This is a genomic window from Stenotrophomonas maltophilia group sp. msm4, from assembly GCF_032025605.1.
Classification (GTDB): domain Bacteria; phylum Pseudomonadota; class Gammaproteobacteria; order Xanthomonadales; family Xanthomonadaceae; genus Stenotrophomonas; species Stenotrophomonas sepilia.
The window spans coordinates 589,320-612,823 of sequence record NZ_JAVSKK010000004.1 but is presented as its reverse complement, the minus strand read 5'-3'; the positions used below and the strand labels follow the sequence as shown (position 1 = coordinate 612,823).

Annotated in this window: 22 protein-coding genes; 15 read left to right on the top strand and 7 right to left on the bottom strand. The window is 66.8% G+C overall.

Annotated elements, in window-relative coordinates; genetic code table 11:
- Positions 1–58: 58 nt before the first annotated feature.
- The 3 genes from ROV93_RS20985 to ROV93_RS20975 all read right to left on the bottom strand — a co-directional run bounded on the left by ROV93_RS20985 (position 59) and on the right by ROV93_RS20975 (position 2,008).
- Positions 59–862 carry an SDR family oxidoreductase gene (locus tag ROV93_RS20985; RefSeq protein ID WP_072167210.1) on the bottom strand — a complete coding sequence of 268 codons (804 nt, stop codon included), beginning with the start codon at positions 860–862 and terminating at the stop codon, positions 59–61.
- A complete protein-coding gene (locus tag ROV93_RS20980; protein ID WP_061479870.1) occupies positions 859–1,425 on the bottom strand; it encodes a DUF1415 domain-containing protein in 567 nt (188 codons plus the stop codon). The genes ROV93_RS20985 and ROV93_RS20980 overlap by 4 nt, the downstream gene beginning before the upstream one ends.
- A 100-nt stretch (positions 1,426–1,525) precedes the next feature.
- Entirely contained in the window at positions 1,526–2,008 is a 483-nt protein-coding gene (locus ROV93_RS20975) for a YajQ family cyclic di-GMP-binding protein (RefSeq protein WP_005419468.1), read from the bottom strand.
- Positions 2,009–2,162: 154 nt separating this feature from the next.
- Between ROV93_RS20975 and ROV93_RS20970 the strand changes: the two genes are divergently transcribed.
- The 3 genes from ROV93_RS20970 to ROV93_RS20960 all read left to right on the top strand — a co-directional run bounded on the left by ROV93_RS20970 (position 2,163) and on the right by ROV93_RS20960 (position 4,932).
- Positions 2,163–3,059 carry a DMT family transporter gene (locus ROV93_RS20970; protein WP_019660712.1) on the top strand — a complete coding sequence of 299 codons (897 nt, stop codon included), beginning with the start codon at positions 2,163–2,165 and terminating at the stop codon, positions 3,057–3,059.
- Between the two features lie 179 nt (positions 3,060–3,238).
- The gene (locus tag ROV93_RS20965) at positions 3,239–4,246 is read left to right on the top strand and encodes a methionine ABC transporter ATP-binding protein (protein ID WP_072167209.1); all 1,008 of its coding nucleotides are present in this window, start codon (positions 3,239–3,241) and stop codon (positions 4,244–4,246) included.
- Positions 4,243–4,932 (top strand): methionine ABC transporter permease, encoded by a 690-nt coding sequence (locus tag ROV93_RS20960; RefSeq protein WP_065196496.1) that lies wholly within the window; start codon positions 4,243–4,245, stop codon positions 4,930–4,932. Before ROV93_RS20965 ends, ROV93_RS20960 begins: the two co-directional genes overlap by 4 nt.
- A gap of 93 nt (positions 4,933–5,025) precedes the next feature.
- Here the strand turns inward: ROV93_RS20960 and ROV93_RS20955 are convergent, their stop codons facing one another.
- Entirely contained in the window at positions 5,026–5,625 is a 600-nt protein-coding gene (locus ROV93_RS20955; protein ID WP_049438993.1) for a lipocalin family protein, read from the bottom strand.
- A gap of 128 nt (positions 5,626–5,753) precedes the next feature.
- Here ROV93_RS20955 and ROV93_RS20950 point away from each other — a divergent pair, with 128 nt between their 5' ends.
- Positions 5,754–6,053 (top strand): hypothetical protein, encoded by a 300-nt coding sequence (locus ROV93_RS20950; protein ID WP_072167208.1) that lies wholly within the window; start codon positions 5,754–5,756, stop codon positions 6,051–6,053.
- Between the two features lie 69 nt (positions 6,054–6,122).
- Entirely contained in the window at positions 6,123–8,219 is a 2,097-nt protein-coding gene (locus ROV93_RS20945) for a prolyl oligopeptidase family serine peptidase (protein WP_072167207.1), read from the top strand.
- A gap of 119 nt (positions 8,220–8,338) precedes the next feature.
- Here ROV93_RS20945 and ROV93_RS20940 read toward each other — a convergent pair whose 3' ends face one another.
- Positions 8,339–9,532, bottom strand: a complete 1,194-nt coding sequence (locus ROV93_RS20940; RefSeq protein ID WP_065186217.1) for a pyridoxal phosphate-dependent aminotransferase — start codon at positions 9,530–9,532, stop codon at positions 8,339–8,341.
- A gap of 143 nt (positions 9,533–9,675) precedes the next feature.
- Between ROV93_RS20940 and ROV93_RS20935 the strand changes: the two genes are divergently transcribed.
- The 8 genes from ROV93_RS20935 (at position 9,676) to hslU (ending at position 17,155) form a co-directional block, all read left to right on the top strand.
- Positions 9,676–11,787 carry a S9 family peptidase gene (locus tag ROV93_RS20935; protein WP_072167300.1) on the top strand — a complete coding sequence of 704 codons (2,112 nt, stop codon included), beginning with the start codon at positions 9,676–9,678 and terminating at the stop codon, positions 11,785–11,787.
- Positions 11,788–11,841: 54 nt separating this feature from the next.
- On the top strand, positions 11,842–12,267 hold the full coding sequence (locus ROV93_RS20930; protein ID WP_072167205.1) for a YbaN family protein: 426 nt from the start codon (positions 11,842–11,844) through the stop codon (positions 12,265–12,267).
- A gap of 82 nt (positions 12,268–12,349) precedes the next feature.
- Positions 12,350–12,622, top strand: a complete 273-nt coding sequence (locus ROV93_RS20925) for a lipoprotein (RefSeq protein WP_072167204.1) — start codon at positions 12,350–12,352, stop codon at positions 12,620–12,622.
- Positions 12,615–13,466, top strand: a complete 852-nt coding sequence (gene dapF, locus ROV93_RS20920; protein WP_180890487.1) for a diaminopimelate epimerase — start codon at positions 12,615–12,617, stop codon at positions 13,464–13,466. The genes ROV93_RS20925 and dapF overlap by 8 nt, the downstream gene beginning before the upstream one ends.
- On the top strand, positions 13,463–14,137 hold the full coding sequence (locus tag ROV93_RS20915) for a DUF484 family protein (protein WP_005419445.1): 675 nt from the start codon (positions 13,463–13,465) through the stop codon (positions 14,135–14,137). The genes dapF and ROV93_RS20915 overlap by 4 nt, the downstream gene beginning before the upstream one ends.
- Before the next feature lie 16 nt (positions 14,138–14,153).
- The gene (xerC, locus tag ROV93_RS20910) at positions 14,154–15,050 is read left to right on the top strand and encodes a tyrosine recombinase XerC (RefSeq protein WP_072167202.1); all 897 of its coding nucleotides are present in this window, start codon (positions 14,154–14,156) and stop codon (positions 15,048–15,050) included.
- Positions 15,051–15,135: 85 nt separating this feature from the next.
- Positions 15,136–15,687, top strand: a complete 552-nt coding sequence (gene hslV / locus ROV93_RS20905; RefSeq protein WP_005411093.1) for an ATP-dependent protease subunit HslV — start codon at positions 15,136–15,138, stop codon at positions 15,685–15,687.
- Between the two features lie 94 nt (positions 15,688–15,781).
- Positions 15,782–17,155 carry an ATP-dependent protease ATPase subunit HslU gene (gene hslU, locus ROV93_RS20900; protein WP_072167201.1) on the top strand — a complete coding sequence of 458 codons (1,374 nt, stop codon included), beginning with the start codon at positions 15,782–15,784 and terminating at the stop codon, positions 17,153–17,155.
- Positions 17,156–17,251: 96 nt separating this feature from the next.
- Here hslU and ROV93_RS20895 read toward each other — a convergent pair whose 3' ends face one another.
- Positions 17,252–18,244 carry a Gfo/Idh/MocA family oxidoreductase gene (locus ROV93_RS20895; RefSeq protein ID WP_072167200.1) on the bottom strand — a complete coding sequence of 331 codons (993 nt, stop codon included), beginning with the start codon at positions 18,242–18,244 and terminating at the stop codon, positions 17,252–17,254.
- Between the two features lie 45 nt (positions 18,245–18,289).
- Entirely contained in the window at positions 18,290–18,949 is a 660-nt protein-coding gene (gene smeT, locus ROV93_RS20890; protein ID WP_088496536.1) for an efflux transporter SmeDEF transcriptional repressor SmeT, read from the bottom strand.
- A 207-nt stretch (positions 18,950–19,156) separates the two neighbouring features.
- Here smeT and smeD point away from each other — a divergent pair, with 207 nt between their 5' ends.
- Both smeD and smeE read left to right on the top strand, forming a co-directional pair.
- Positions 19,157–20,341, top strand: a complete 1,185-nt coding sequence (gene smeD / locus ROV93_RS20885) for a multidrug efflux RND transporter periplasmic adaptor subunit SmeD (protein ID WP_072167198.1) — start codon at positions 19,157–19,159, stop codon at positions 20,339–20,341.
- A gap of 12 nt (positions 20,342–20,353) precedes the next feature.
- Positions 20,354–23,476, top strand: a complete 3,123-nt coding sequence (gene smeE, locus ROV93_RS20880; RefSeq protein ID WP_072167197.1) for a multidrug efflux RND transporter permease subunit SmeE — start codon at positions 20,354–20,356, stop codon at positions 23,474–23,476.
- Positions 23,477–23,504 lie beyond the last annotated feature (28 nt).

Here is a 23,504-nt window from a genome sequence, read left to right as displayed (position 1 = left end):
CACGCATGGCGTGGATCTACCGGAATGCCGGCCAGCGGCCGGCACTACCGGTGGTGGGTCATTCGGCGTAGATCATCTTCCGGGTCATGCCGCCGTCGACGATGAAATCCTGGCCGGTGCTGAAACCGGACAGTGATGACAGCAGGTACACGGCCAACGCACCGATGTCCTCCGGCTGGCCGACGCGGCCGACCGGGTGTTGCGCATGGTCGGTGGCCGAATACTCCGGTGCGTGTCGGCGTGAGGGTGCCTGCCACTCGCAGGTGCCGATCCAGCCGGGACTGATGCTGTTCACCCGCACCGCCGGGCCGCTGCTGATCGCCAGCGCATGGGTGAACGCGACCAGTCCGCCCTTGGCTGCGGCATAGGCTTCGCTGTGTGCTTCGGATTGCCAGGCGCGGGTCGAGGCGATGTTGATGATCGCACCGGCGGCGCTGGCGGTCAGCGCCGGCAACGCATGCTTGCTGCACAGGAACGCGCCGTGCAGCGAAGACAGCCGGCGCTGCCACTCGTCCCAGTCCATGTCCTGCAGCAGCGTGCCGTGCGGGCTGGCAATCCCCGCGTTGTTGACCAGGCCGTCGATGCAGCCGAAACGCTGCAGGGCCACGGCGATGAGGGCGCGCACGCTGGCTTCGTCGGTGATGTCCAGGCGCTGGAACACGGCATCCTCACCACGCTGCCATTCCGCCAGGCACGCCTCGCCGGCCTCCACGTCGAGGTCGCCGATCAGCACGCGGCCACCGGCGCCGAGCACGGCCTGCGCGATGCCACGGCCGATGCCGTTGGCGCCGCCGGTGACCAGCACCACCTTGCCCGACAGCGGCGCGGCCGGCCAAGCGGCAATCGGCGGCACCGTGCTCACGACAGGTCTTCGCCACGCAGGCGGCGATGCCAGCCGTCCACGCCGATGCGGTCCAGGGTCTGGATGTTGCGCTCGACGATCACGTCCGGATCCGGATAGACGTCCACCGCGCGCGCCACGCTGTCTTCGCGCAGCAGGTGCAGGGTGGGGAAGGGCGCGCGATTGGTGTAGTTGCTGGCGTCGTCCGCGGCCACGCCGTCGAACTGGTAGTCGGGGTGGAAGCTGGCCACCTGCAGGATGCCCTGCAGGTCCAGCGCCTCGATCGCCGCGTCGGCGTTGTCGAGGAAGTCGTTGTAGTCGAGGAAATCGGTCAGCACCTGCGGATGCACGATCAGCGTGGTATCGATCTGCTCGGCCGGCGTATCGCGCAGCAGGACCAGTTCCTCGGCCAGCTGCTCAACCAGGGCTTCCGTCGTGGTCGCATCGCTGAGCACGATGCGGACCTGGTCCTTCACGTAGACCGCCTTGGCGAACGGGCACAGGTTCAGGCCGATGACGATGCGTTCCAGCCACAGGCGGGTGGCGGCGATCGGGTCCTCGGTGGGTAGTTGGGCGTCGGTCATGGCGGGCACGTCGGCTGGCGGGGCGGACATTGTAGGCGCGTCGCTTGCAACGCACCGTCTTACCGCAGGTGCCGGCGCCGGGCCATGCCCGGCGGCCAGATCAATCGCGGAAATTGTTGAACTGCAGCGGCAGCTCGAACTTGCCGGCCTTGAGCACGGCGATGGCGTCCTGCAGGTCATCACGCTTCTTGCCCTGCACGCGCAGCTTGTCGCCATTGATCTGGCTTTCAACCTTCAGCTTGGCCTCCTTCAGCGCAGCAGCGATCTTCTTGGCGATCTTCTGCTCGATGCCCTGCTTGACGGTGATCTTCTGCCGGGCCTGGGCCAGGTTGGTCTCGATGTCGCCGAATTCGAGGCTGAGCACATCGATGCCGCGCGCGGCCAGGCGTGCACGCAGGATGTCGTTCATCTGCTTGAGCTGGAACTCGGTCGGCGCGAACTGGTTGATCACATCGCCATCGCGTTCGAACTTGGCATCCACGCCCTTGAAATCGAAGCGGGTGGCCAGTTCGCGGTTGGCCTGGTCGATGGCGTTGGTCAGTTCGTGGGTGTCGACTTCGGACACGACGTCGAAGGAAGGCATGGGCGATGCTCCGCAGGATTCAGTGGCAGCCATTCTATCGCGAGGGCCCCACGCCCGCCCTTTGTAGAACCGAGCCCACGCTCGGCTGCTTTGTGAAGAGCGGCCGAGCGTGGGTCCGGCTCTACAGAAAGCGACGACCGGGCGATAATGGGCCATGAACGTGCAACGCTCCCCCTCGCGCGCAGTGGCCTGGATGGTCGCTGCGGTCGCCTGCTTCTCGCTGATGGATGCTGGCATGAAGCAGCTGTCGGCCAGCTACCCCACCCTGGAAGTGACCTTCCTGCGCGGCGCGGCCTCGTTGCCATTCGTGCTGGTCTGGGTGCTGGCCAGCGCCGGGCCGCGTTCGCTGGTGCCGCGCCGCTGGGGGCTGCACCTGCTGCGTGGTGCGCTGGGCATGGCGATGATCGGCTGCTTCGTGTTCGCCCTGCGCGACCTGCCGCTGTCCACTGCCTACACGATCTATTTCGTTGCCCCGCTGCTGATCGCCGCATTGTCGGTGCCGCTGCTGGGCGAGCGGGTCGGGCCACGGCGCTGGGTCGCCATCGGGATTGGCCTGGTCGGTGTGCTGGTGGTGCTGCGGCCGGGCGTCGATGGCTTCATCTCGGTGCCGGGGCTGATGGTGCTGGCCGCGGCCACTGCCTATGCCGTAGCCGCGATCACGGTCAGCCTGTTGACCCGCACAGATACTTCGCAGTCGATGGTGGTCTGGTTCCTGGTGATCATGGCCATCGGTGCCGGGCTGCTGGCCCTTCCCGGCTGGGTGCCACTGCAGCTGGCACATGCGCCGCTGATCGGTGGCATGGGCCTGGCCGGGGCGCTGGGCCAGATCGCCCTGACCAGGGCCTTCCAGCTGGGCGAGGCCTCGATGATCGCGCCGTTGGAGTACAGCGGGCTGGTCTGGGTGATCGGTTGGGACCTGGCCTTCTGGGGCCAGCTGCCCGATGGCTATACCTGGGTGGGCGCGGCAATCATCGTGGCTTCGGGGCTTTACCTGCTGCACCGCGAGCGGGTGAACAGGCAGGAGCCGCCGAAGCCGCTGGATCATCCCTGAACCGGTTTGGCCGGGAAGCGGGGTCAGAGCCCCTGCGGGGATCCGACCCCGGAACCCGCGCCGGAGCAGGTACGTTAGAACCAAAAGGAATAACATTCTGGCCCATGGCGCGGGCGCGCGACCGCCTGCGCTGGTAGGCTGCACGCCCCCTTCCGTCACCCAGCCGGTGAGCCACGCCCGTGATCGAGTTCCAGCGCCTGCACAAATCCTATGCCGTTGCCGGCCGCGAGATCAGCGCGCTGCAACCGTTGGACCTGACCATCGAGGCCGGTGAGGTTTTCGGCATCATCGGCCATTCCGGCGCCGGCAAGTCGACCCTGATCCGCATGATCAACCGCCTGGAAGAACCCAGCGGTGGCCGGCTGCTGATTGGTGGTGAGGATGTCACCGCGCTGGACGCCGACGGCCTGCGCGCGCTGCGCCGGCGCATCGGCATGATCTTCCAGCATTTCAATCTGCTGTCGTCGCGCACGGTGGCGGGCAATGTCGCCTTTCCGCTGGAACTGGCCGGCACGCCGAAGGCGGAAATCGACGCGCGTGTGGCCGAGCTGCTGCAGACCGTGGGCCTGGAAGCGCATGCGCAGAAGTATCCGGCGCAGCTGTCCGGTGGCCAGAAGCAGCGCGTCGGCATCGCCCGCGCGCTGGCGACCCGTCCGCAGATCCTGCTGTGCGACGAGGCCACCAGTGCGCTCGACCCGCAGACCACTGCTTCGGTGCTGTCACTGCTGTCGAAGATCAATCGCGAGCTCGGCCTGACCGTCGTGCTGATCACCCACGAGATGGACGTGATCCGCCGTGTCTGCGACCGCGTTGCGGTGCTCGATGCCGGCCAGATGGTCGAAACCGGTCCGGTCACCCGGGTGTTCCTGCACCCGCAGCATCCGACCACGCGCCGGTTCGTCAGCGAGTCGGAGCATGTGGACGAGGGCGCGCTGCACCGTGATTTCGATGCCGTTGGCGGCCGTATCGTGCGCCTGACCTTCCTCGGTGGCGACACCTACGAACCCCTGCTCGGCAGCGTCGCGCGGCAGACCGGGGTCGACTACAACATCCTGTCCGGCCGTATCGACCGGATCAAGGACACCCCGTATGGCCAGCTGGTGGTCGCCCTGGTGGGCGGCGACCAGTCCGCCGCGCAGGCTGCCTTCGTGGCCGCCGGCGTGCACGTCGAGGAGCTGCGTCGATGATCATTGCTGCTGCTGGCGGCTTCTTCCGTCACCTGGATGCGGGCAAGTGGGCCGACATCGGCCAGGCCACCCTCGACACGCTGCTGATGCTGCTCGGTTCGCTGCCGCTGACGCTGGCCATCGGCCTGCCGCTGGGCGTGCTGCTGTACCTGTTCGGCGCGCCACAGATGAAGCGGAGGCCGTTCGCCTATGGCGCGCTGGCACTGGTGGTGAACCTGCTGCGCTCGGTGCCTTTCATCATCCTGATGATCGTGCTGATTCCGGTCACGTTGTTCCTGATGGGAACCTCGCTGGGCGTGCGCGGCGCGATCGTGCCGCTGGTGATCGGCGCAGCGCCGTTCTATGCGCGCCTGGTCGAGACCGCGCTGCGCGAAGTGGATCGAGGCGTCATCGAGGCGACCCAGGCGATGGGCGCCACCACCTGGCAGCTGGTGACCCGCGTGCTGCTGCCGGAAGCGCGCCCCGGCCTGATCGCCGGTGCCACCGTCACCACCGTGGCCCTGATCGGCTTCACTGCGATGGGCGGTGCGATCGGTTCCGGCGGCCTCGGCGACCTGGCGTTCCGCGATGGCTACCAGCGTTCGCACACCGACGTGGCCCTGGTCACCGTGGTCCTGCTGCTGGTCCTGGTGCAGCTGCTGCAGATGCTCGGCGACCGCCTGGTCGCGCATTACAGCCGCAAGTAACCGCTACGCCTGCCGGTAGCCGGCCAGCGGCCGGCTCTACCCCATTGCCTGGAAACGGTAGTGCCGGCCGCTGGCCGGCAATTCCACGTGCGGTCAACGCGCGTTCGGTACTTCGTAGCCCAGCTTGCCGACCTGCTCCGGGTGCTGCGGCACGCGCTTGAGCTTGTCGGTGTTCACCCCGTACTCGTCACGCAGGCGCTCGGCCAGCTCCTTGTACAGGGCTTTGTCCATGTCCGGCGTGCGCGAGAAGATCCACGCCATCTCACGGCCCGGATAACCGATCAGCGCCCACGAGTAATCCGGGGCGACGTCCAGCACCCGGGAGTGGGTCGGCACCACGCGGTAGAACCAGGTGCGCCAGCCGTGGTTGCCGCTGTCCGGGTCGACGCTGGCGCGTGCGCGGATCTCCTGCAGGGGTTCGCCGAAGCCGTCGCGGTAGCGGTAGGTGATGCCGACCTTGTGCTCGTCGCGCAACTCGTACTCGTTGACGCTGGCGACGTGCCCGCGTTCGATGAAGTTCGGCACGCGGCCGATCACGTACCAGGTGCCCATGAAGCGCTTGAGGTCGATCGGGGCATCCGGATCGGCGCGCGGGGCGCTGGCACGGGGTGATGGCGGCTCACCGACCGCCATGGCGGGGCCCGCCAGGGACAGGGCCAGCAACACGGCGCAGAGCGGGCGGATCGAAGTCATGCGGGAGCGGGCTCAGGAGGGCTTTGCCTGAGCATGGTCGACTGAGCGTGCGCGATCCGTCAATGGTGTCGCAATCTGTGAGAAGGGGCTTGCCCAAGCTGTGTTGCATTGTCTACCGGAGAAGGCTCATGAACACACGTTCCGTCCGTCACCCTGCAACTGAACGCATCATCGAACGCGCCGACCCGCGTCTGCTGCGTGGCGTGCGGCAACTGGCGCTGGCCGGACTGGCGCTGGTACTGGTCTGGCCAGCGGCACGTGGCAGCAGCGCGTGGTTGGGCTGGCTGCCGATGTGGCTGATCGGCATGCCGCTCGCGGCCTGGTGGGCGCTGTTGCGCTTCCCGCTGCCGCGCCTGTCGCGGCTGCCGAAGGTGCGGCGTACCGGTGGACAGGCGCGTCGCCGGCGCGGCCCGGCGGCCACGGCCTGACCTTCGACACGGGGGAGGCCGCGGCATTCCGTGCTAGCGTTCCACGGCTTATGACTGCCTGGAGCTGCAATGTCACGACTCGCTTCCGCCTGCCTGTTGGCCGGCATGATGACCGCTGCCTCGGTGGGGACCGCCGTGGCCGCTGAAGATACCGACCGCTACGCCTGGCTGGAGGACGTTACCGGCGACAAGCCGCTGTCCTGGGTCAAGGAACAGAATGCCAAGTCCGAGGCGCGCCTGGCGCAGACCCCGGCCTTCAAGCAGATGGAGACCCGCATCCGCGAGGTGCTCGATTCCGATGCCAAGATTCCGGGCGTGCAGAAGATCGGCGACTACTACTACAACTTCTGGAAGGACCAGCAGCACGAGCGCGGCCTGTGGCGGCGCACCACCCTGGCCGAGTACCGCAAGGCGTCGCCGCAGTGGGAGACCGTGCTCGACCTGGATGCGCTGAACAAGGCCGAGGGTGAGAACTGGGTCTGGCACGGCGCCGATTGCCTGCGCCCGGATTACAGCCGTTGCCTGATCGCGCTGTCGCGCGGCGGCGCCGACGCCGACGTCACCCGCGAGTTCGACCTGGCCAACAAGACCTGGATCAAGGACGGCTTCTTCCGTCCGGAGTCGAAGGGGGGCCTCAACTGGGTCGACCGCGACACCGTGTTCGTCTACACCGACTTCGGTGCCGGCACGATGACCACGTCCGGCTATCCGCGCGTGGCCAAGCTGTGGAAGCGCGGCACGCCGATGGCCTCGGCCACCGTGGTGTACGAAGGCAAGCCGGAAGACATGTACATCGCGGCGATGCACGATGACACCCCGGGCTTCGAGCGCAACCTGGTCAGCCGTACGCTGGCGTTCTACAACAACGAACTCTACCTGCGTGGCGACGACGGCACGCTGACCAAGATCGACGCGCCGAATTCGGCCGAGAAGGGCCTGCACAAGCAGTGGCTGACCCTGGAGCTGCGCGACCCGTGGACCGTGGGCGGCAAGACCTATGCGTCCGGTTCGCTGCTGGCGATCCAGCTGGACGACTTCCTTGCCGGCAAGCGCGACTTCGAGGTGCTGTTCACCCCGACCGCGACCACCTCGCTGGCCAGCGCCACCTGGACCAAAAGCCACCTGGTGCTGAACGTGCTGGACGACGTCAAGAACCGCCTGTCGGTGCTGACCCCGGGCGCCAATGGCTGGCAGACCAGCCGCTTCGTCGGCGCCCCGGCCTTCGGCACGCTGGGCGTGGCTGCAGTGGACAGCAATGACAGCGACGCGGTGTGGCTGACCGCCACCGATTACCTGACCCCGACCACGCTGGCCCTGGCCGAGATCGGCCAGGCCCCGGAAACGCTGAAGACCATGCCGGCCTTCTTCGACGCCAAGGGCAAGGTGATCGAGCAGCACTTCGCCACCAGCAAGGACGGCACCCGCGTGCCGTACTTCGTGGTGCACGACAGGGCGATGAAGCTCGATGGCTCCAATCCGACGTTGCTGTACGGCTACGGTGGCTTCGAGATCTCGCTGACCCCGAGCTATTCCGGTGGCATGGGCCGCGCCTGGCTGGAGAAGGGCGGCGTGTACGTGGTGGCCAACATCCGTGGCGGCGGCGAGTACGGCCCGCGCTGGCACCAGGCGGCGCTGAAGCAGAACCGCCATAAGGCCTACGAAGACATGGCCGCGGTGGCGCGGGACCTGGTCAAGCGCAAGATCACCAGCGCCAAGCACCTGGGCGTGCAGGGCGGCAGCAACGGTGGCCTGCTGACCGGCAACATGCTGACCCAGTACCCGGAGCTGTTCGGTGCGGTGGTGGTGCAGGTGCCGTTGCTGGACATGAAGCGCTACAGCCACCTGTTGGCGGGTGCCTCATGGATGGCCGAGTATGGCAACCCGGATACCAGTGACTGGGAGTTCATCAAGACCTTCTCGCCGTACCACCTGTTCAACGCGAAGAAGAACTACCCGCCGGTGCTGTTCACGACCTCGACCCGCGACGACCGCGTGCACCCGGGGCATGCCCGCAAGATGGCGGCGAAGATGATCGACGCCGGCAAGGACGTGACCTACTACGAGAACATTGAAGGAGGGCACGGCGGCGCCGCCAACAACGCGCAGGCCGCGCACATGTCGGCGCTGGCGTACAGCTTCCTGTGGGAGCGGTTGGGCGGCAAGTAAGCAGAACGGAAAACGCCGCCCCAGGGCGGCGTTTTTCTTTGCCCGGTGGTGCCGGCCGCTGGCCGGCAAACCTGCAATGCGTGGATGATGCCGTCGCCGGCCAGCGGCCGGCACTACCGTCAACGTGATCCCTGCCAACGCTTCAATCCGCGCGCAATCCGCGCCACCGCCTCCTGCAATCGCGGTACCTCCTGGGTATAGGCCAGGCGCACGTGCTGGTTGGCACGATGGAAGCCGAAATCCAGGCCCGGGGTGAACGCCACGTGCTCGGTTTCCAGGAAATGCGCGCAGAATGCCTGCGCGTCGTCGGTGAATGCACTGACGTCGGCGTACAGGTAGAACGCGCCCTGTGGCTCGACTTCGATACGGAAGCCCAGCTCACGCAGTGCCGGCAGCAGGAAGTCGCGACGCTGGCGGAACGCGTCGCGGCGCTGCTCGAAGATCGCCATGGATTCCTCGCTGAAGCAGGCGAGCGCGGCGTGCTGGGCGATGCTCGAGGCGCTGATGTACAGGTTCTGCGCCAGCTTCTCCAGATCCGGTACTGCGGACGGCGGCGCCACCAGCCAGCCCAGCCGCCACCCGGTCATGCCGAAGTACTTGGAAAAACTGTTCAGTACGAATGCGTTGTCGTCCACCTGCAGCACGCTGGGCGCGTCCAGGCCGTAGGTCAGGCCGTGATAGATCTCGTCCACCACCAGGTGGCCGCCCCGCGCGTGCAGGGTCTGCGACAGTGCAGCCAGTTCGTCGGCGGAGAGCACGGTGCCGGTCGGGTTGGCCGGCGAGGCAACCAGCGCGCCGACGCTGTCGGCATTCCAATGCTGTTCCACCAGCGACGGCGTGAGCTGGTACGCAGTGTCCGGGCCGACCGGCACCAGCTGTGCGCCGCCTTCGACGAGGCGCAGGAAGTGGCGGTTGCAGGGGTAGCCGGGGTCGGCCAGCAGCCAGTGGCGGCCGGGGTCGACCAGCAGGCTGCTGGCCAGCAGCAGCGCACCGGACCCACCCGGGGTGACCAGAATGCGTTCAGGGTCGATGTCCAGACCGTAGTGGCTGCGATAGAAACCGCTGATCGCCTGGCGCAGGGCCGGCAGGCCACGTGCGGCGGTGTAGCGGGTATGGCCGGCGGCCAGTGCGGCCTGGCCGGCCCGCACGACCGGTTCGGCGGTAGTGAAGTCCGGTTCGCCGATTTCCAGGTGGATCACATCGTGGCCGGCCTGTTCCAGCGCCTGCGCGCGGGCCAGCAGGGACATCACATGGAACGGAGCGATTTCATGGCTGCGCCGGCTGTAGCCCGGCGTGTGGGGCAGGGTACTCATCGATCCATGGTACGCCGGTCGGCATGGCCCATGACGATCCGCAGGGTTGCCGCTTGGCTGCGATTGGGGTCAGATCCCTTTTCGGGAAAAGGGATCTGACCCCGCCGAAGACCATTGCATTGATGCGCCAGGAACCCTACTTCATGAAGTCCACCCTCTGCCTGTTGCTCGCCAGCCTGATGACCACGACTGCTACCGCCGCCACTCCGCCCGTTCCGCCGGACGCCGCCAGGCATCCGCACGTGGTCAAGGCGCCATTCGGCGCGACCCGCAACGATGACTATTACTGGCTGCGCGATGACAAGCGCGCGGACAAGGACATGCTGGCCTACCTGCAGGCCGAGAATGCCTACGCCGACCAGCTGCTGGCACCGCTGAAGCCACTGGAAGACACCCTGTACAAGGAGATTGTCGGGCGCATCAAGCAGGACGATTCCAGCGTGCCGGCGCGCGAGCGCGGCTACTGGTACTACAGCCGTTTCGAGACCGGCCAGGACTACCCCATCCACGCGCGCCGCAAGGGCAGCATGGAGGCCGCCGAGGAAATCCTGCTGGACGTCAATACGATGGCTGCCGGCAAGGGCTACTTCAGCGTCGGCTCGATGGAGGTCAGCCAGGACAACCAGTTGCTGGCCTGGGCCGATGATGATGTCGGCCGCCGCCAGTACACGATCCGCTTCAAGGATCTGGCCACCGGCAAGGTGCTGCCCGATGTGATCACCGGCAGCTCCGGCGACCTGGTCTGGGCCGACGACAACCGCACCGTGCTGTATGTCGAGAACGATCCGGAAACGCTGCTCACCGTGCGCGTGAAGAAGCACGTGCTGGGCACTCCAGCCAGCGCCGACACCGTCGTCTACGAAGAGAAGGACGACAGCTTCTACATGGGCATCGGCCGCACCCGCGACGATCGCTTCATCACCATCGGCGTGCACAGCACTGTGTCCTCGGAAGAGCGCTACGCACCGGCCAGCGATCCGACCACCTTCACCGTGCTGGCCCCGCGCCAGCGTGACGTCGAGTACGACGCCGACCACTACGACGGCCGCTGGGTGATCCGCACCAACGACGGTGCGAAGAACTTCAAGCTGGTCACCGCACCGACCGATGCCACCTCGCGTGCGCAGTGGAAGGACTGGATCGCGCATGACGATGCGGTGTTCATCGAAGGCTTCGAGCTGTTCGACAGCTACACCGCCATCGCCGAACGTTCCGAGGGCCTGGAGCGCATCCGCCTGCTGTTCAAGGATGGCCGCAGCGACTACGTGAAGGCTGATGAGCCGGCGTACTCGATGGGCCTGGGCGACAACACCGAGGCCGATACGCCGTGGCTGCGCTACGTCTACACCTCGATGACAACCCCGACCACCGTGTTCGAGCTGAACACCGCCACCGGTGAGCGTCGCCAGCTGAAGGTGCAGCCGGTGATCGGCTATGACGCCTCGAAGTACGAAACCGACCGCGTCTGGATCACCGCGCGCGATGGGGTGAAGGTGCCGGTGTCGCTGGTCTACCGCAAGGGCTACCAGAAGGATGGCAAGGGCGCGCTGTTCCAGTACGCCTATGGCAGCTATGGCATGTCGATGGATCCGTACTTCAACCAGACCGCGGTGAGCCTGCTCGACCGCGGCGTGGTGTATGCCATCGCCCACATCCGCGGCGGCCAGGAAATGGGCCGCGACTGGTACGAGAACGGCAAGCTGCTGCACAAGCAGAACACCTTCAACGACTTCATCGACGTCACCCGCGGCCTGGTCGCACAGGGCTGGGCGGCGAAGGATCGCGTCGCCGCGTCCGGCGGCAGCGCCGGTGGCCTGCTGATGGGCGCGGTGGCCAACCAGGCCCCGCAGGATTACCGGGTGATGGTGGCGCAGGTCCCGTTCGTCGACGTGGTCACCACCATGCTCGACCCGACCATTCCGCTGACGACCAACGAATACGATGAGTGGGGCAACCCGGAGCAGAAGCCGTATTACGACTACATGCTGTCCTACTCGCCCTACGACAACGTGAAGCAGCAGGCGTACCCGGCGCTGTTCGTGGGTACCGGCCTGTGGGATTCGCAGGTGCAGTACTGGGAGCCGGCCAAGTGGGTGGCCAAGCTGCGTGATCACAACACCGGCCCCTACCCGATCCTGTTCCGCACCAACATGGAAGCCGGCCACGGCGGCAAGTCGGGGCGCTTCCAGCGCTACCGCGAGCTGTCCGAGTCGTACGCGTTCGTGCTGCAGCAGCTGGGCATCGCCCAGCCGTAACGGCGAAGGGGTGCCGGGCGTTGCCGGGCACCCCGAACCGTTATCCTTGCGGCCATGAGCCTGCCCGAGCCCTCCGCATCCCGCAATACCGCCACGCCACCGCGCGTGGTGCGTTTCCGCTGGGCGTGGTGGCTGCTGGCCTACGTCAGCCTGGGCACCGGCATCGTCGGCATCTTCGTGCCGGGCCTCCCGACCACCGTATTCATCCTGATCTCGGCGTGGGCTGCATCACGTGGGTCCGAACGCCTGCACACCTGGCTGCTGCAGCACCCGCGCTTCGGCCCGGCCATCGCCAACTGGCAGGCACATGGTGCGGTCAGCCGCTACGGCAAGTGGATGGCCACGATCACCATGGCGGTGTGCGCCTGCATCATGCTGTGGTGCGTGCCGGTCGCCTGGGTGAAGTGGTTCTCGATCGGCAGCATGACCGTGGTGGCGATCTGGCTGTGGACGCGGCCGTTGCCACCGCCCGCGGATTGAGCGCCTGCGGTAGTGCCGGCCGCTGGCCGGCAACCCGATCCCCTGCACGAACCGCTCAGCCGCCAATGGCTATACTCGGGGCATGAAGATCCCCCATCGAAACGCCATCCTGATTCCGCTGGCAGCGGCCTCGCTGCTGCTCCTCGCCGCCTGCGGCAACAAGGGCCCGCTGGTACTGCCGCAGAAGCCGGTGCCGGTGGAAGAAACCGTCGAACCGGCCGCCGAGCCCGCCACCGAGGCGACCCCGGCCGAGGGCCAGGGCGCCGTTGCTCCGGCCACGACCGTCGACCCGGCTGCAACGACCCCCCAGCCGGCACCCGCGCCAGCGAAGAAGGCGGGCAGCGGGAATGAGTAAGGCCGGTTCCAAGGCCTTGCGCTTCAGCAAGATGCATGGCGCGGGCAATGATTTCGTAGTGATCGACCTGCGTGACGGTACTGCGCCGCCCACGCCTGAACTGGCCGCGTGCCTGGCCGACCGCCACACCGGCGTCGGCTGCGATCAGATCCTGACCATCGAGGCGCCGCGTGCGGAAGGCTCGGTGGCCTCGTACCGCATCTGGAACGCCGACGGTTCCAATTCCGAGCAGTGCGGCAATGGCGCGCGCTGCATCGCGGCCTGGCTGGTGCGCGAGGGCAGTGCGCAGGGCGATGCGTTCGTCATCGACAGCCCGCTGGCCAGCCATGAAGTGAAGGTGCTCGGTGATGGGCAATTCGCGGTAACCATGGGCGTGCCCGCGTTCGAGCCGGCCAACGTGCCGCTGATGGGCTTCGCCCATCCGCGCGAGGAATACCTGCTGCCGCTGCAGGGGGAGAGCGTCCGCTTTGCTGCGGTGTCGATGGGCAACCCGCATGCGGTGATCGAAGTGGGCCTGATCGATGCCGCTCCGGTTGAACGCGTCGGTGCGCTGCTGCAGCAGCACGCGTCGTTCCCGCGCTCGGTGAACGTGGGCTTCGCCCAGGTGATGGGCCCGGCGCACGCCCGCCTGCGCGTGTTCGAGCGCGGTGTCGGCGAGACCCTGGCCTGCGGCAGTGGTGCCTGCGCCGCCGCCGTGACCCTGATGCAGCGCGGCCGCCTGCAGCGCGATGCGCGCATCAGCCTGCCCGGAGGTGACCTGCGCATCCAGTGGCCGGGCGATGGCCAGCCGGTGGTGATGGCGGGCCCGACCGCATTCGTCTTCGAAGGGGAGTGGATGGCATGACCGAAACCGTCGACAAGCTCGGGGCTCATGAAGTCGCTGCCTGGTTGCGGCGACATCCCGGCTTCCTCAAGCAGTTCCCGGACCTGGCCCTGACCCTGGTGGTGCCGCGCGATGACGGCCCGACCGCATCGCTGGCCAGCTACCAGCTGGAAGTGCTGCGCGAGAAGAACCGCGAGCTGGCACGACGGTTGGCCGACCTGGGCGCCACCGCCCAGGTCAATGAACGCCTGGCAGTGCGCACGCACCAGCTGACCCTGGCACTGATGAAGCAGGACAACGCGGCCGATACCCTGCGCGCGATGGCCGCATCGCTGCAGGAAGACTTCGCCGGCGACCTGGTGCGGCTGGTGGTGCATGCGCCGGTGGCCGGGCTGGAACAGGCCGACTGGCTGCAGGTGATTGCTGCCGATGATCCGCAACTGGGCCCGTTCCGCGATTGCCTGAACGACGGCGAGCCGATCTGCGGCCGCCTGCAGCCGGAAAAGAATGCCGTCCTGTACGGCGTGCGCAGCGAGGAAGTGCAGACCACCGCGCTGCTGCCGTTGCCGGGCGTCGGCCTGATCGCAGTCGGCAGCCACGACCCGAACCGCTTCTACCCGGGCATGGGCACGCTGTTCCTGCGCATGATGGGCGACGCCCTTGCCACTGGCCTGAAGCGCTTCCACGACTGAGCAGGACCGGACGACGATGAGCGCGGTACAGGCCTTCCTGCAGCACCTGCAGGTGGAGCGGCGGATGTCGGCGCATACGCTTGACGCCTACCGCCGCGACCTGGACGCGCTAGCGGTCTGGGCCGAACCGCGTGGCGTAGCGGTGGAGGCGCTCGATGCCGATGCGTTGCGCCAGTTCGTCGCCGACGAGCATCGCCGCGGCCTGTCGGCCAAGAGCCTGCAACGCCGCCTGTCGGCCTGCCGCAGCTTCTATGCCTGGCTGCTCAAGCACGGGCGCATCGAGGTCAGTCCGGCAGCGACGCTGAAGGCACCGCGCGCGCCGCGCCGGTTGCCGCAGGTCCTTGACGCCGATGAGGCGGTGCAGCTGGTCGAACTGGAGCCGGAAGGTGAGCTCGGCCGCCGTGACCGCGCGCTGCTGGAACTGTTCTATTCCTCCGGCCTGCGCCTGAGCGAAGTCTGCGCGCTGACCTGGCGCGACCTGGATTTCGACAGCGGGCTGGTCAACGTGCTGGGCAAGGGCAACCGCCAGCGCCGGGTGCCGTTCGGGCGGCCGGCACGCGAAGCGCTGCAGGCGTGGCGCGCGGAAAGTGGCGGTGGTCCGGCATCGCCGGTGTTCCCCGGTCGCAACGGGCCAATCAGCCAGCGTGCGGTGCAGATCCGCATCCGCCAGCTGGCGCAGCGCCAGGGCCTGTTCAAGCAGGTGCACCCGCACATGCTGCGGCACAGTTTCGCCAGCCACATCCTGGAATCGTCCGGCGACCTGCGTGGTGTGCAGGAGCTGCTGGGCCATGCCGACATCGCCACCACGCAGATCTATACCCACCTCGATTTCCAGCACCTGGCCAAGGTCTACGACGCCGCGCATCCGCGCGCCAAGCGGCGACGCAGCAACGAGGGCAGCGGAGAAAGCTGAACGTTGCCCCTGCGTCAGCCGGTCGCGGGTGGCTTGAAGGGCGCAGCGCAGTCCCCACCTCTGGTTCTGTCACCCCGGAGGCATCATGGACCCCAGTCAGAACCCCAACGTTTTCCACGCCACCACCATCGTCTGCGTCCGTCGCGGCGAGCACGTGGCCATTGCCGGCGACGGCCAGGTCACGCTGGGCCACACCGTGATGAAGGGCAACGCGCGCAAGGTGCGCCGCCTTGGCCGCGACGGCCAGGTGCTGGCCGGTTTCGCCGGTGCCGCCGCCGATGCCTTCACCCTGTTCGAGCTGTTCGAGGCCAAGCTGGAAAAGCACGGCCAGCTGCAGCGCGCCGCGGTCGAGCTGGCCAAGGATTGGCGCACCGAGCGCCGCCTGGGCAAGCTCGAAGCTCTGCTGGCAGTGGCTGACAAGGAAACCTCGCTGATCATCAGCGGCACCGGCGATGTGATCGAACCGGAGGACGGCATCATCGCCATCGGCTCCGGTGGTTCCTATGCACTGTCGGCCGCGCGCGCGTTGATGGCGCACACCGAACTGGATGCACGCACCATCGCCAGCGAGGCGATCGGCATCGCCGGCGACATCTGCATCTACACCAACCGCAACGTGGTGGTCGAGGAGTTGTGACCGCTCTTCTGTAGTGCCGAGCCATGCTCGGCAGGGCTGCCCGTCAGCCGAGCATGGCTCGGCTCTACATGCATCTGAATCCGTGAGCACATCCATGTCGAAGATCGAAGTTTCCTCCGCCACCATGACCCCGCGCGAGATCGTGCAGGAACTGGACCGGCATATCGTGGGCCAGCACGACGCCAAGCGCGCGGTGGCCATTGCCCTGCGCAACCGCTGGCGCCGCATGCAGCTGGCGCCGGAGCTTCGCAATGAAGTGATGCCGAAGAACATCCTGATGATCGGTCCGACCGGCGTCGGCAAGACCGAGATCGCGCGCCGCCTGGCTACGCTGGCCAACGCGCCGTTCGTGAAGGTCGAAGCCACGCGCTTCACCGAAGTGGGCTACGTCGGCAAGGACGTCGAGCAGATCATCCGCGACCTTGCTGATACTGCGGTCAAGCTGTACCGCGAACAGGCCAAGGTGCGCGTGCGTACCCAGGCCGAGGAACGCGCCGAAGACCGTATCCTCGATGCGCTGCTGCCGCGCCGCAGCGGTGGCATCGGTTTCGATCCGGAAGCCGCCCGCAACGAGCCGTCGGCGCAGGACAACGAGACCCGCATCAAGTTCCGCAAGATGCTGCGCAACGGCGAGCTGGACGCGCGCGAGATCGAGCTCGACCTGGCCGCCAATGTCAGCATGGACATCATGACCCCGCCGGGCATGGAGGAAATGGGCCAGCAGCTGAAGTCGATGTTCGCCAATCTCGGCGGCGGCGCGAAGGCGCACAAGCGCACGCTGACCATCAAGGCTGCGCGCCCGCTGCTGATCGAGGAAGAAGCCGGCAAGCTGGTCAACGAAGACGATATCCGCACCGCGGCGATCGAGGCCTGCGAGCAGCACGGCATCGTCTTCATCGACGAGATCGACAAGGTTGCCAAGCGCGGCGACAACGTGGGCGGTGGCGATGTCTCCCGCGAAGGCGTGCAGCGCGACCTGCTGCCGCTGGTGGAAGGCTCGAACGTGTCCACCAAGTACGGCACGATCAAGACGGACCACATCCTGTTCATCGCGTCGGGCGCGTTCCACCTGGCCAAGCCCAGCGACCTGATTCCGGAGCTGCAGGGCCGTTTCCCGATCCGCGTGGAACTGGGTGCGCTGAGCAAGGGTGATTTCGTGCGTATCCTGACCGAGCCGAAGGCTGCGCTGACCAAGCAGTACGAAGCGTTGCTGGCCACCGAGGGCGTCAAGGTCAGTTTCACCGCCGATGCCATCGAGCGCCTGGCCGAGATCGCGTTCCAGGTGAACGAGCGCCAGGAAAACATCGGCGCGCGCCGCCTGCATACGGTGCTGGAGCGCCTGCTGGATTCGCTCAGCTACGAGGCACCGGACCGCGATGGCGAAACCCTGGCCATCGACAGCGCCTACGTCGATGCACACCTGGGTGAGCTGGTGCAGGACCCGGACCTGAGCCGCTACATCCTGTAACGCCCGATCCGGCCGGATCCCTCGCCACGGCGAGGGCCCTGACTCCATCCGCTGCAACAGAAAAGGCCGCCGCAGGGCGGCCTTTTGCGTTGGCGCTCAGCACGATTGCCGGGCGCGGTAGTCCTGCAGTACCTGGTCGATCACCGCGCTGGTGCGGGCAGCACTGATGCCGGTCGAGGGCGAACGGCCGCTGCCGCGCAGCTCGTCCACCAGATGCGCGATCAACGGTTGCTGGATCGACGACGGGTTGGGGATGTCGAACGTCTGCACACCGGCTTCGGTCTCCAGCACCACCGGTACATCCTCGAAGGTGGCAAAACGCAGCTGGCCGCGGTCGCCGGTGATCTCGATCTCATCCTGGCGGCGGAACGCGCAGAAGCTCCATTGCGCGATGCCATGCACGCCTGGCCCGATGCGGAAGCACATCGAGACGCTGTCCTCGGCGGCGTAAGCGCCGGCCAATGAACTGGCCAGGCCGCGCACATCGCTCAGCGGCCCCAGTAGATGATCGAGCAGGTCCAGGGTGTGCGAGCCCAGATCGACGAACAGCCCGCCGCCGGAGATCGCGGGATTGGTCCGCCAGAAGTCCGGCGATGCGGCATTCACCGAATGCGGCCGATGCAGGGTGGCGCGAACGCTGCGCGGTGTACCGATCGCGCCGCTGTCCAGCAGCTGCTTCACCTGCGCGAATCGGGGCAGGGCGCGGCGGTAGTAGGCGACGAACACGGGCACGCCACGGCGTGCACTGGCTTCCAGGATGCGCTCGCATTCGGCGAGGTCCAGGGCCATGGGTTTCTCGATATAGACCGGCTTGCCCGCCGCAATCGCCTGCAATGCGTACTGCATGTGCGTGGAGGGCGGTGTTGCAACGTACACAGCGTTCACGTCCGGATCGCCGATCAGCGCGTCGGCATCCGTGTACCAGCGTGGCACCGCGTGGCGCCGCGCATAGTCTTCGGCCAATGCGGCATTGCGGCGCATGACCGCCGCCACCCGTGAGCCGGGTGTGCTGGCCAGGGCGGGGCCGCTCTTCTTCTCGGTGACGCTGCCGCAGCCGATGAAGCCCCACACCACGTTGTCCAGGATCATGGGTCTGTCCTCACAGTGGGGCTGCGGTGGCGGCAGCGACCCCGCTCATGCCTCGGGCAGCGGCTCGGGCACGGTGCCGGGAACGAACACGCCGTCCTTCACGTAGGCGGCCAGGGTCATGTCCAGTGCGAGCATGCCATCGCGCTTGAGGTCCATCAGTTCCGGTTCGACCATCGCACCGTGCAGTACGCCGAGCACGGTGGCGTGCAGCATGCGTGCGGCGATCTTCGGGTCTGCACCCTCGCGCAGCTGGCCCAGGTCCTTTGCCCGGCGCAGGGCACGTTCCATCCGGTCCAGTCCATCGCGGAAACCGGCCTGCTGCAGTTCGGTCAGCACCCGGGTATCAGCCGACGCATCGCTGCGCAGCATGATCTCCATGGTCTTGCGCAGGCGCTCGTCCTCGGACAGTTCGATGAACGAGTGGATCATCACCGCGCGCAGGTCGTGCACCGGCGTGTCGCGCTGGTCGGTCGAGGTGCGCTCCAGCTCCTGCATGAAAGGCAGATGCACGCGCTCGACGATCGCGGCCAGCACCTCGCTCTTGTTCTTGAAGTGCCAGTAGACCGCACCGCGGGTATAGCCGGCGCGGGCACCGATCATCTCCAGCGTGGTACGGGCCACGCCGTGTTCATGGAAGCAGGCTTCGGCGGCGTCAAGGATGCCTTCCCGGGTTGCCTGGGTGTCCTCTTTGGTCTTGCGGGCCATGGATGGGTACGAGTGCGGGTGAAACGTGGCTGAATTGTACCGGTTTACAAACAAACAATCATGTGTGTATATTTCGCTCCCATCATTCCCATCGTGTGCGTGGCAGGCCGGTCCGGCTTCCACTCCCCGCTGGTGAGCGTTGCCTGCTGGCGCTTTCAGCCTGTATCAGCGCGATTTGAGATTCCTTCCCCTAAGAGCCTTTCCGTCATGTTGCTGAGCCGAATCCGACCCTTTGCACTGTCGCTGGCGATCGCCGCGACCGTGGCTGCCTGCGGCGGCCAACCCCAGGCCCCCGAGCAGGGCCCGGGTGACGTCACTGTGGTCACGCTGAAGTCCGAGACCGTGGGCCTGACCCGCGAACTGCCGGGCCGTACCAACGCCTTCCTGGTCGCCGAAGTGCGGCCGCAGGTCAGTGGCATCGTCGCCAAGCGCCTGTTCTCCGAAGGTGGCATGGTCAAGGCCGGCGAGGCGCTGTACCAGATCGAGGACGCCAGCTACCGCGCCCAGGCCAACAGTGCCCGTGCCCAGCTGGCCCGCGCCGAGGCCACCGCCAACGCCGCCCGGCTGAGCGCCAAGCGCATCACCGAGCTGGCCAAGGTCGATGCGGTCAGCCAGCAGGACCTGGAAAATGCCGTGGCCGCGCAGAAGCAGGCCGAGGCGGATGTCGGTGCCGCGAAGGCATCGCTGGACGCAGCCAACGTCACCCTGGGCTACGCCCGCATCACCGCGCCGATCAGCGGCCGCATCGGCAAGTCCAGCGTCACCCAGGGTGCGCTGGTCAGCGCCGGCCAGGCCAATGCACTGGCTACGGTGCAGCAGCTGGATCCGATCTATGTCGACCTGACCCAGTCCTCGGCCGAGCTGCTGCAGCTGCGCCGCGAACTGGCCGCCGGCCGCCTGCAGGACAACCAGACCCTGCCGGTCAGCATCCTGATGGAAGACGGCAGCACCTTCGAGCACAAGGGCACGCTGGAGTTCTCCGAAGTCAGCGTCGATCCGACCACCGGCAGCTTCGGCCTGCGCGTGAAGGTGGACAACCCGGACGGCCTGCTGATGCCGGGCATGTACGTGCGTGCGGTGATCGGCGGCGGCGTGCGCAGTGATGCCGTGCTGGTGCCGATGCAGGGCATCGCCCGCGATCCGAAGGGCGATACCACGGCGATGGTGGTCGGCAAGGACAACAAGGTCGAAGTACGCCCGGTCAAGGTCAGCCGCACGGTTGGCGACAAGTGGCTGGTCGAGGACGGCCTGAAGGCCGGTGACAAGGTCATCGTGGAAGGCCTGCAGAAGATCGGCCCCGGCATGCCGGTCAAGGCCACCGAAAAGGGCGACGTACCGGCCAAGCCGGCGGCCGCCGCCCAGCCTGCCGCCCCGGCCGGCGACGCGAAGTAAGCGGAGAACCCCATGGCACGCTTTTTCATCGATCGACCCATCTTCGCGTGGGTGATCGCCATCATCATCATGCTCGCCGGCGGCCTGGCCCTGTTCAAGCTGCCGGTCTCGATGTACCCCAACGTCGCGCCGCCAGCGGTGGAAATCAGCGCCACCTACCCGGGTGCATCGGCCAAGGTGGTCGAAGACTCGGTGACGCAGATCATCGAGCAGAACATGAAGGGCCTTGATGGCCTGATCTACTTCTCCTCCAACAGCTCGTCCAACGGCCAGGCCACCATCACCCTGACCTTCGAGAGCGGCACCAACCCGGACATCGCCCAGGTGCAGGTGCAGAACAAGCTGCAGCTGGCCATGCCGCTGCTGCCGCAGGAAGTGCAGCGGCAGGGCATCAACGTGGCCAAGTCCAGCTCGGGCTTCCTGAACGTCATCGCGTTCGTATCCGAGAACGGCAGCATGGACGCCAACGACATCGCCGACTACGTCGGTTCCAATGTCGTCGACCGCCTCAGCCGCGTGCCGGGCGTGGGCAACATCCAGGTATTCGGTGGCAAGTACGCCATGCGCATCTGGCTGGACCCGAACAAGCTGCATACCTATGGCCTGTCCGTCGCGGAAGTGACTGCGGCGATCAAGGCGCAGAATGCCCAGGTGGCGATCGGCCAGCTCGGCGGTGCGCCGTCGGTGAAGGGCCAGCAGCTCAACGCCACCATCAACGCGCAGTCGCGCCTGCAGACCCCGGAACAGTTCCGCAACATCATCGTGCGCGGCGCGCAGGACGGTGCCGAGCTGCGCCTGGGTGATGTCGCCCGCGTCGAACTGGGTGCCGAGTCCTACGACTTCGTCACCCGCTACAACGGCCAGCCGGCCAGCGGCCTGGCGGTCACCCTGGCCACCGGCGCCAATGCGCTGGATACCGCCGCCGGCGTGGATGCTGCGCTGGACGACATGAAGAGCTTCTTTCCTGCCGGATTGAAGGCCGAGATCCCGTACGACACCACCCCCTTCGTGCGCGTGTCGATCAAGGGCGTGGTGCAGACCCTGCTCGAAGCGATCGTGCTGGTGTTCGTGGTGATGTACCTGTTCCTGCAGAACTTCCGCGCCACCCTGATCCCGACCATCGCCGTGCCGGTGGTGCTGCTGGGTACCTTCGGCGTGCTGGCGATGCTGGGCTTTTCGGTGAACATGCTGACCATGTTCGCGATGGTGCTGGCGATCGGCCTGCTGGTGGACGACGCCATCGTGGTGGTGGAGAACGTCGAGCGCATCATGTCCGAGGAAGGACTGTCGCCGCTTGAAGCGACCCGCAAGTCGATGGGCCAGATCACCGGTGCGCTGGTGGGTATCGGCCTGGTGCTGTCGGCGGTGTTCGTGCCGATGGCCTTCATGAGCGGATCCACCGGCGTGATCTACCGGCAGTTCTCGGCCACGATTGTCTCTGCAATGGCGTTGTCGGTACTGGTGGCGATCGTGCTGACGCCGGCACTGTGCGCGACCATGCTCAAGCCGTTGAAGAAGGGCGAGCATCATGTTGCCCACCGCGGCCTGGCCGGTCGCTTCTTCAACGGTTTCAACCGCGGCTTCGACCGCACCAGCGAAAGTTACCAGCGTGGTGTGCGCGGCATCATCCATCGTCCGTGGCGCTTCATGGGCATCGTGGCGGCACTGTTCGTGCTGATGGGCGTGCTGTTCGTGCGCCTGCCCAGCTCGTTCCTGCCCAACGAAGACCAGGGCGTGCTGATGGCGCTGGTGCAGGCCCCGGTCGGCGCCACCCAGGAGCGCACGCTGGAATCGATCGCGGCATTGGAGAACCACTTCCTGCAGAACGAGAAGGATGCGGTGGATTCGGTGTTCTCCGTGCAGGGCTTCAGCTTCGCCGGCATGGGCCAGAACGCCGGCATGGCATTCGTCAAGCTGAAGGACTGGAGCGAGCGTGACGCCAACAATGGCGTGATGCCGATCACCGGTCGTGCGATGGCAGCCCTGGGCCAGATCAAGGATGCCTTCATCTTCGCCTTCCCGCCGCCGGCCATTCCGGAACTGGGTACCGCCTCGGGCTATACCTTCTTCCTGAAGGACAACAGCGGCCAGGGCCACGAGGCACTGGTGGCCGCACGCAACCAGCTGCTCGGCCTGGCCGCCGGCAGCAAGAAGCTGGCCAACGTGCGCCCGAACGGCCAGGAGGACACGCCGCAGTTCCGCATCGACATCGACGCGGCCAAGGCGACCTCGCTGGGGCTGTCGATCGACCAGATCAACGGCACGCTGGCCGCTGCGTGGGGCAGCTCGTACATCGACGACTTCGTCGATCGTGGCCGCGTCAAGCGCGTGTTCGTGCAGGCCGACCAGCCGTTCCGCATGGTCCCGGAGGACTTTGACCTCTGGTCCGTGAAGAACGACAAGGGCGAGATGGTGCCGTTCAGCGCGTTCGCCACCAAGCACTGGGATTACGGTTCGCCGCGCCTGGAGCGCTACAACGGTGTGTCGGCGATGGAGATCCAGGGCGAACCGGCCCCGGGTGTTGCCTCCGGCGATGCCATGGCCGAGATCGAGCAACTGGCCAAGCAGCTGCCTGCGGGCTTCGGCATCGAGTGGACGGCGATGTCCTACCAGGAACGCCAGGCGGGCTCGCAGACGCCGTTGCTGTACACGCTGTCGCTGATGATCGTGTTCCTGTGCCTGGCCGCGATGTACGAAAGCTGGAGCGTGCCGACGGCGGTGCTGCTGGCGGCCCCGCTGGGTATCCTCGGCGCAGTGCTGGCCAATACCTTCAAGGGCCTGGAGCGCGACATCTATTTCCAGGTGGCGATGCTGACCACGGTGGGCCTGACCAGCAAGAACGCGATCCTGATCGTCGAGTTCGCCAAGGAAAACCTGGAGAAGGGCGCCAGCCTGGTCGACGCGATCATGCACGCCGTGCGCGACCGCCTGCGCCCGATCGTGATGACCTCGCTGGCCTTCGGCATGGGCGTGGTACCGCTGGCGATCTCCACCGGTGCCGGCTCCGGCGCCAAGCAGGCGATCGGCACCGGCGTGCTCGGCGGCATGATCGTCGGCACCGTGCTCGGCGTGTTCTTCGTACCGCTGTTCTTCGTAGTGGTGCAGCGCGTGTTCAAGCGCAAATCCACGACGTGATCGAAACGGCAGTGCCGGCCGCTGGCCG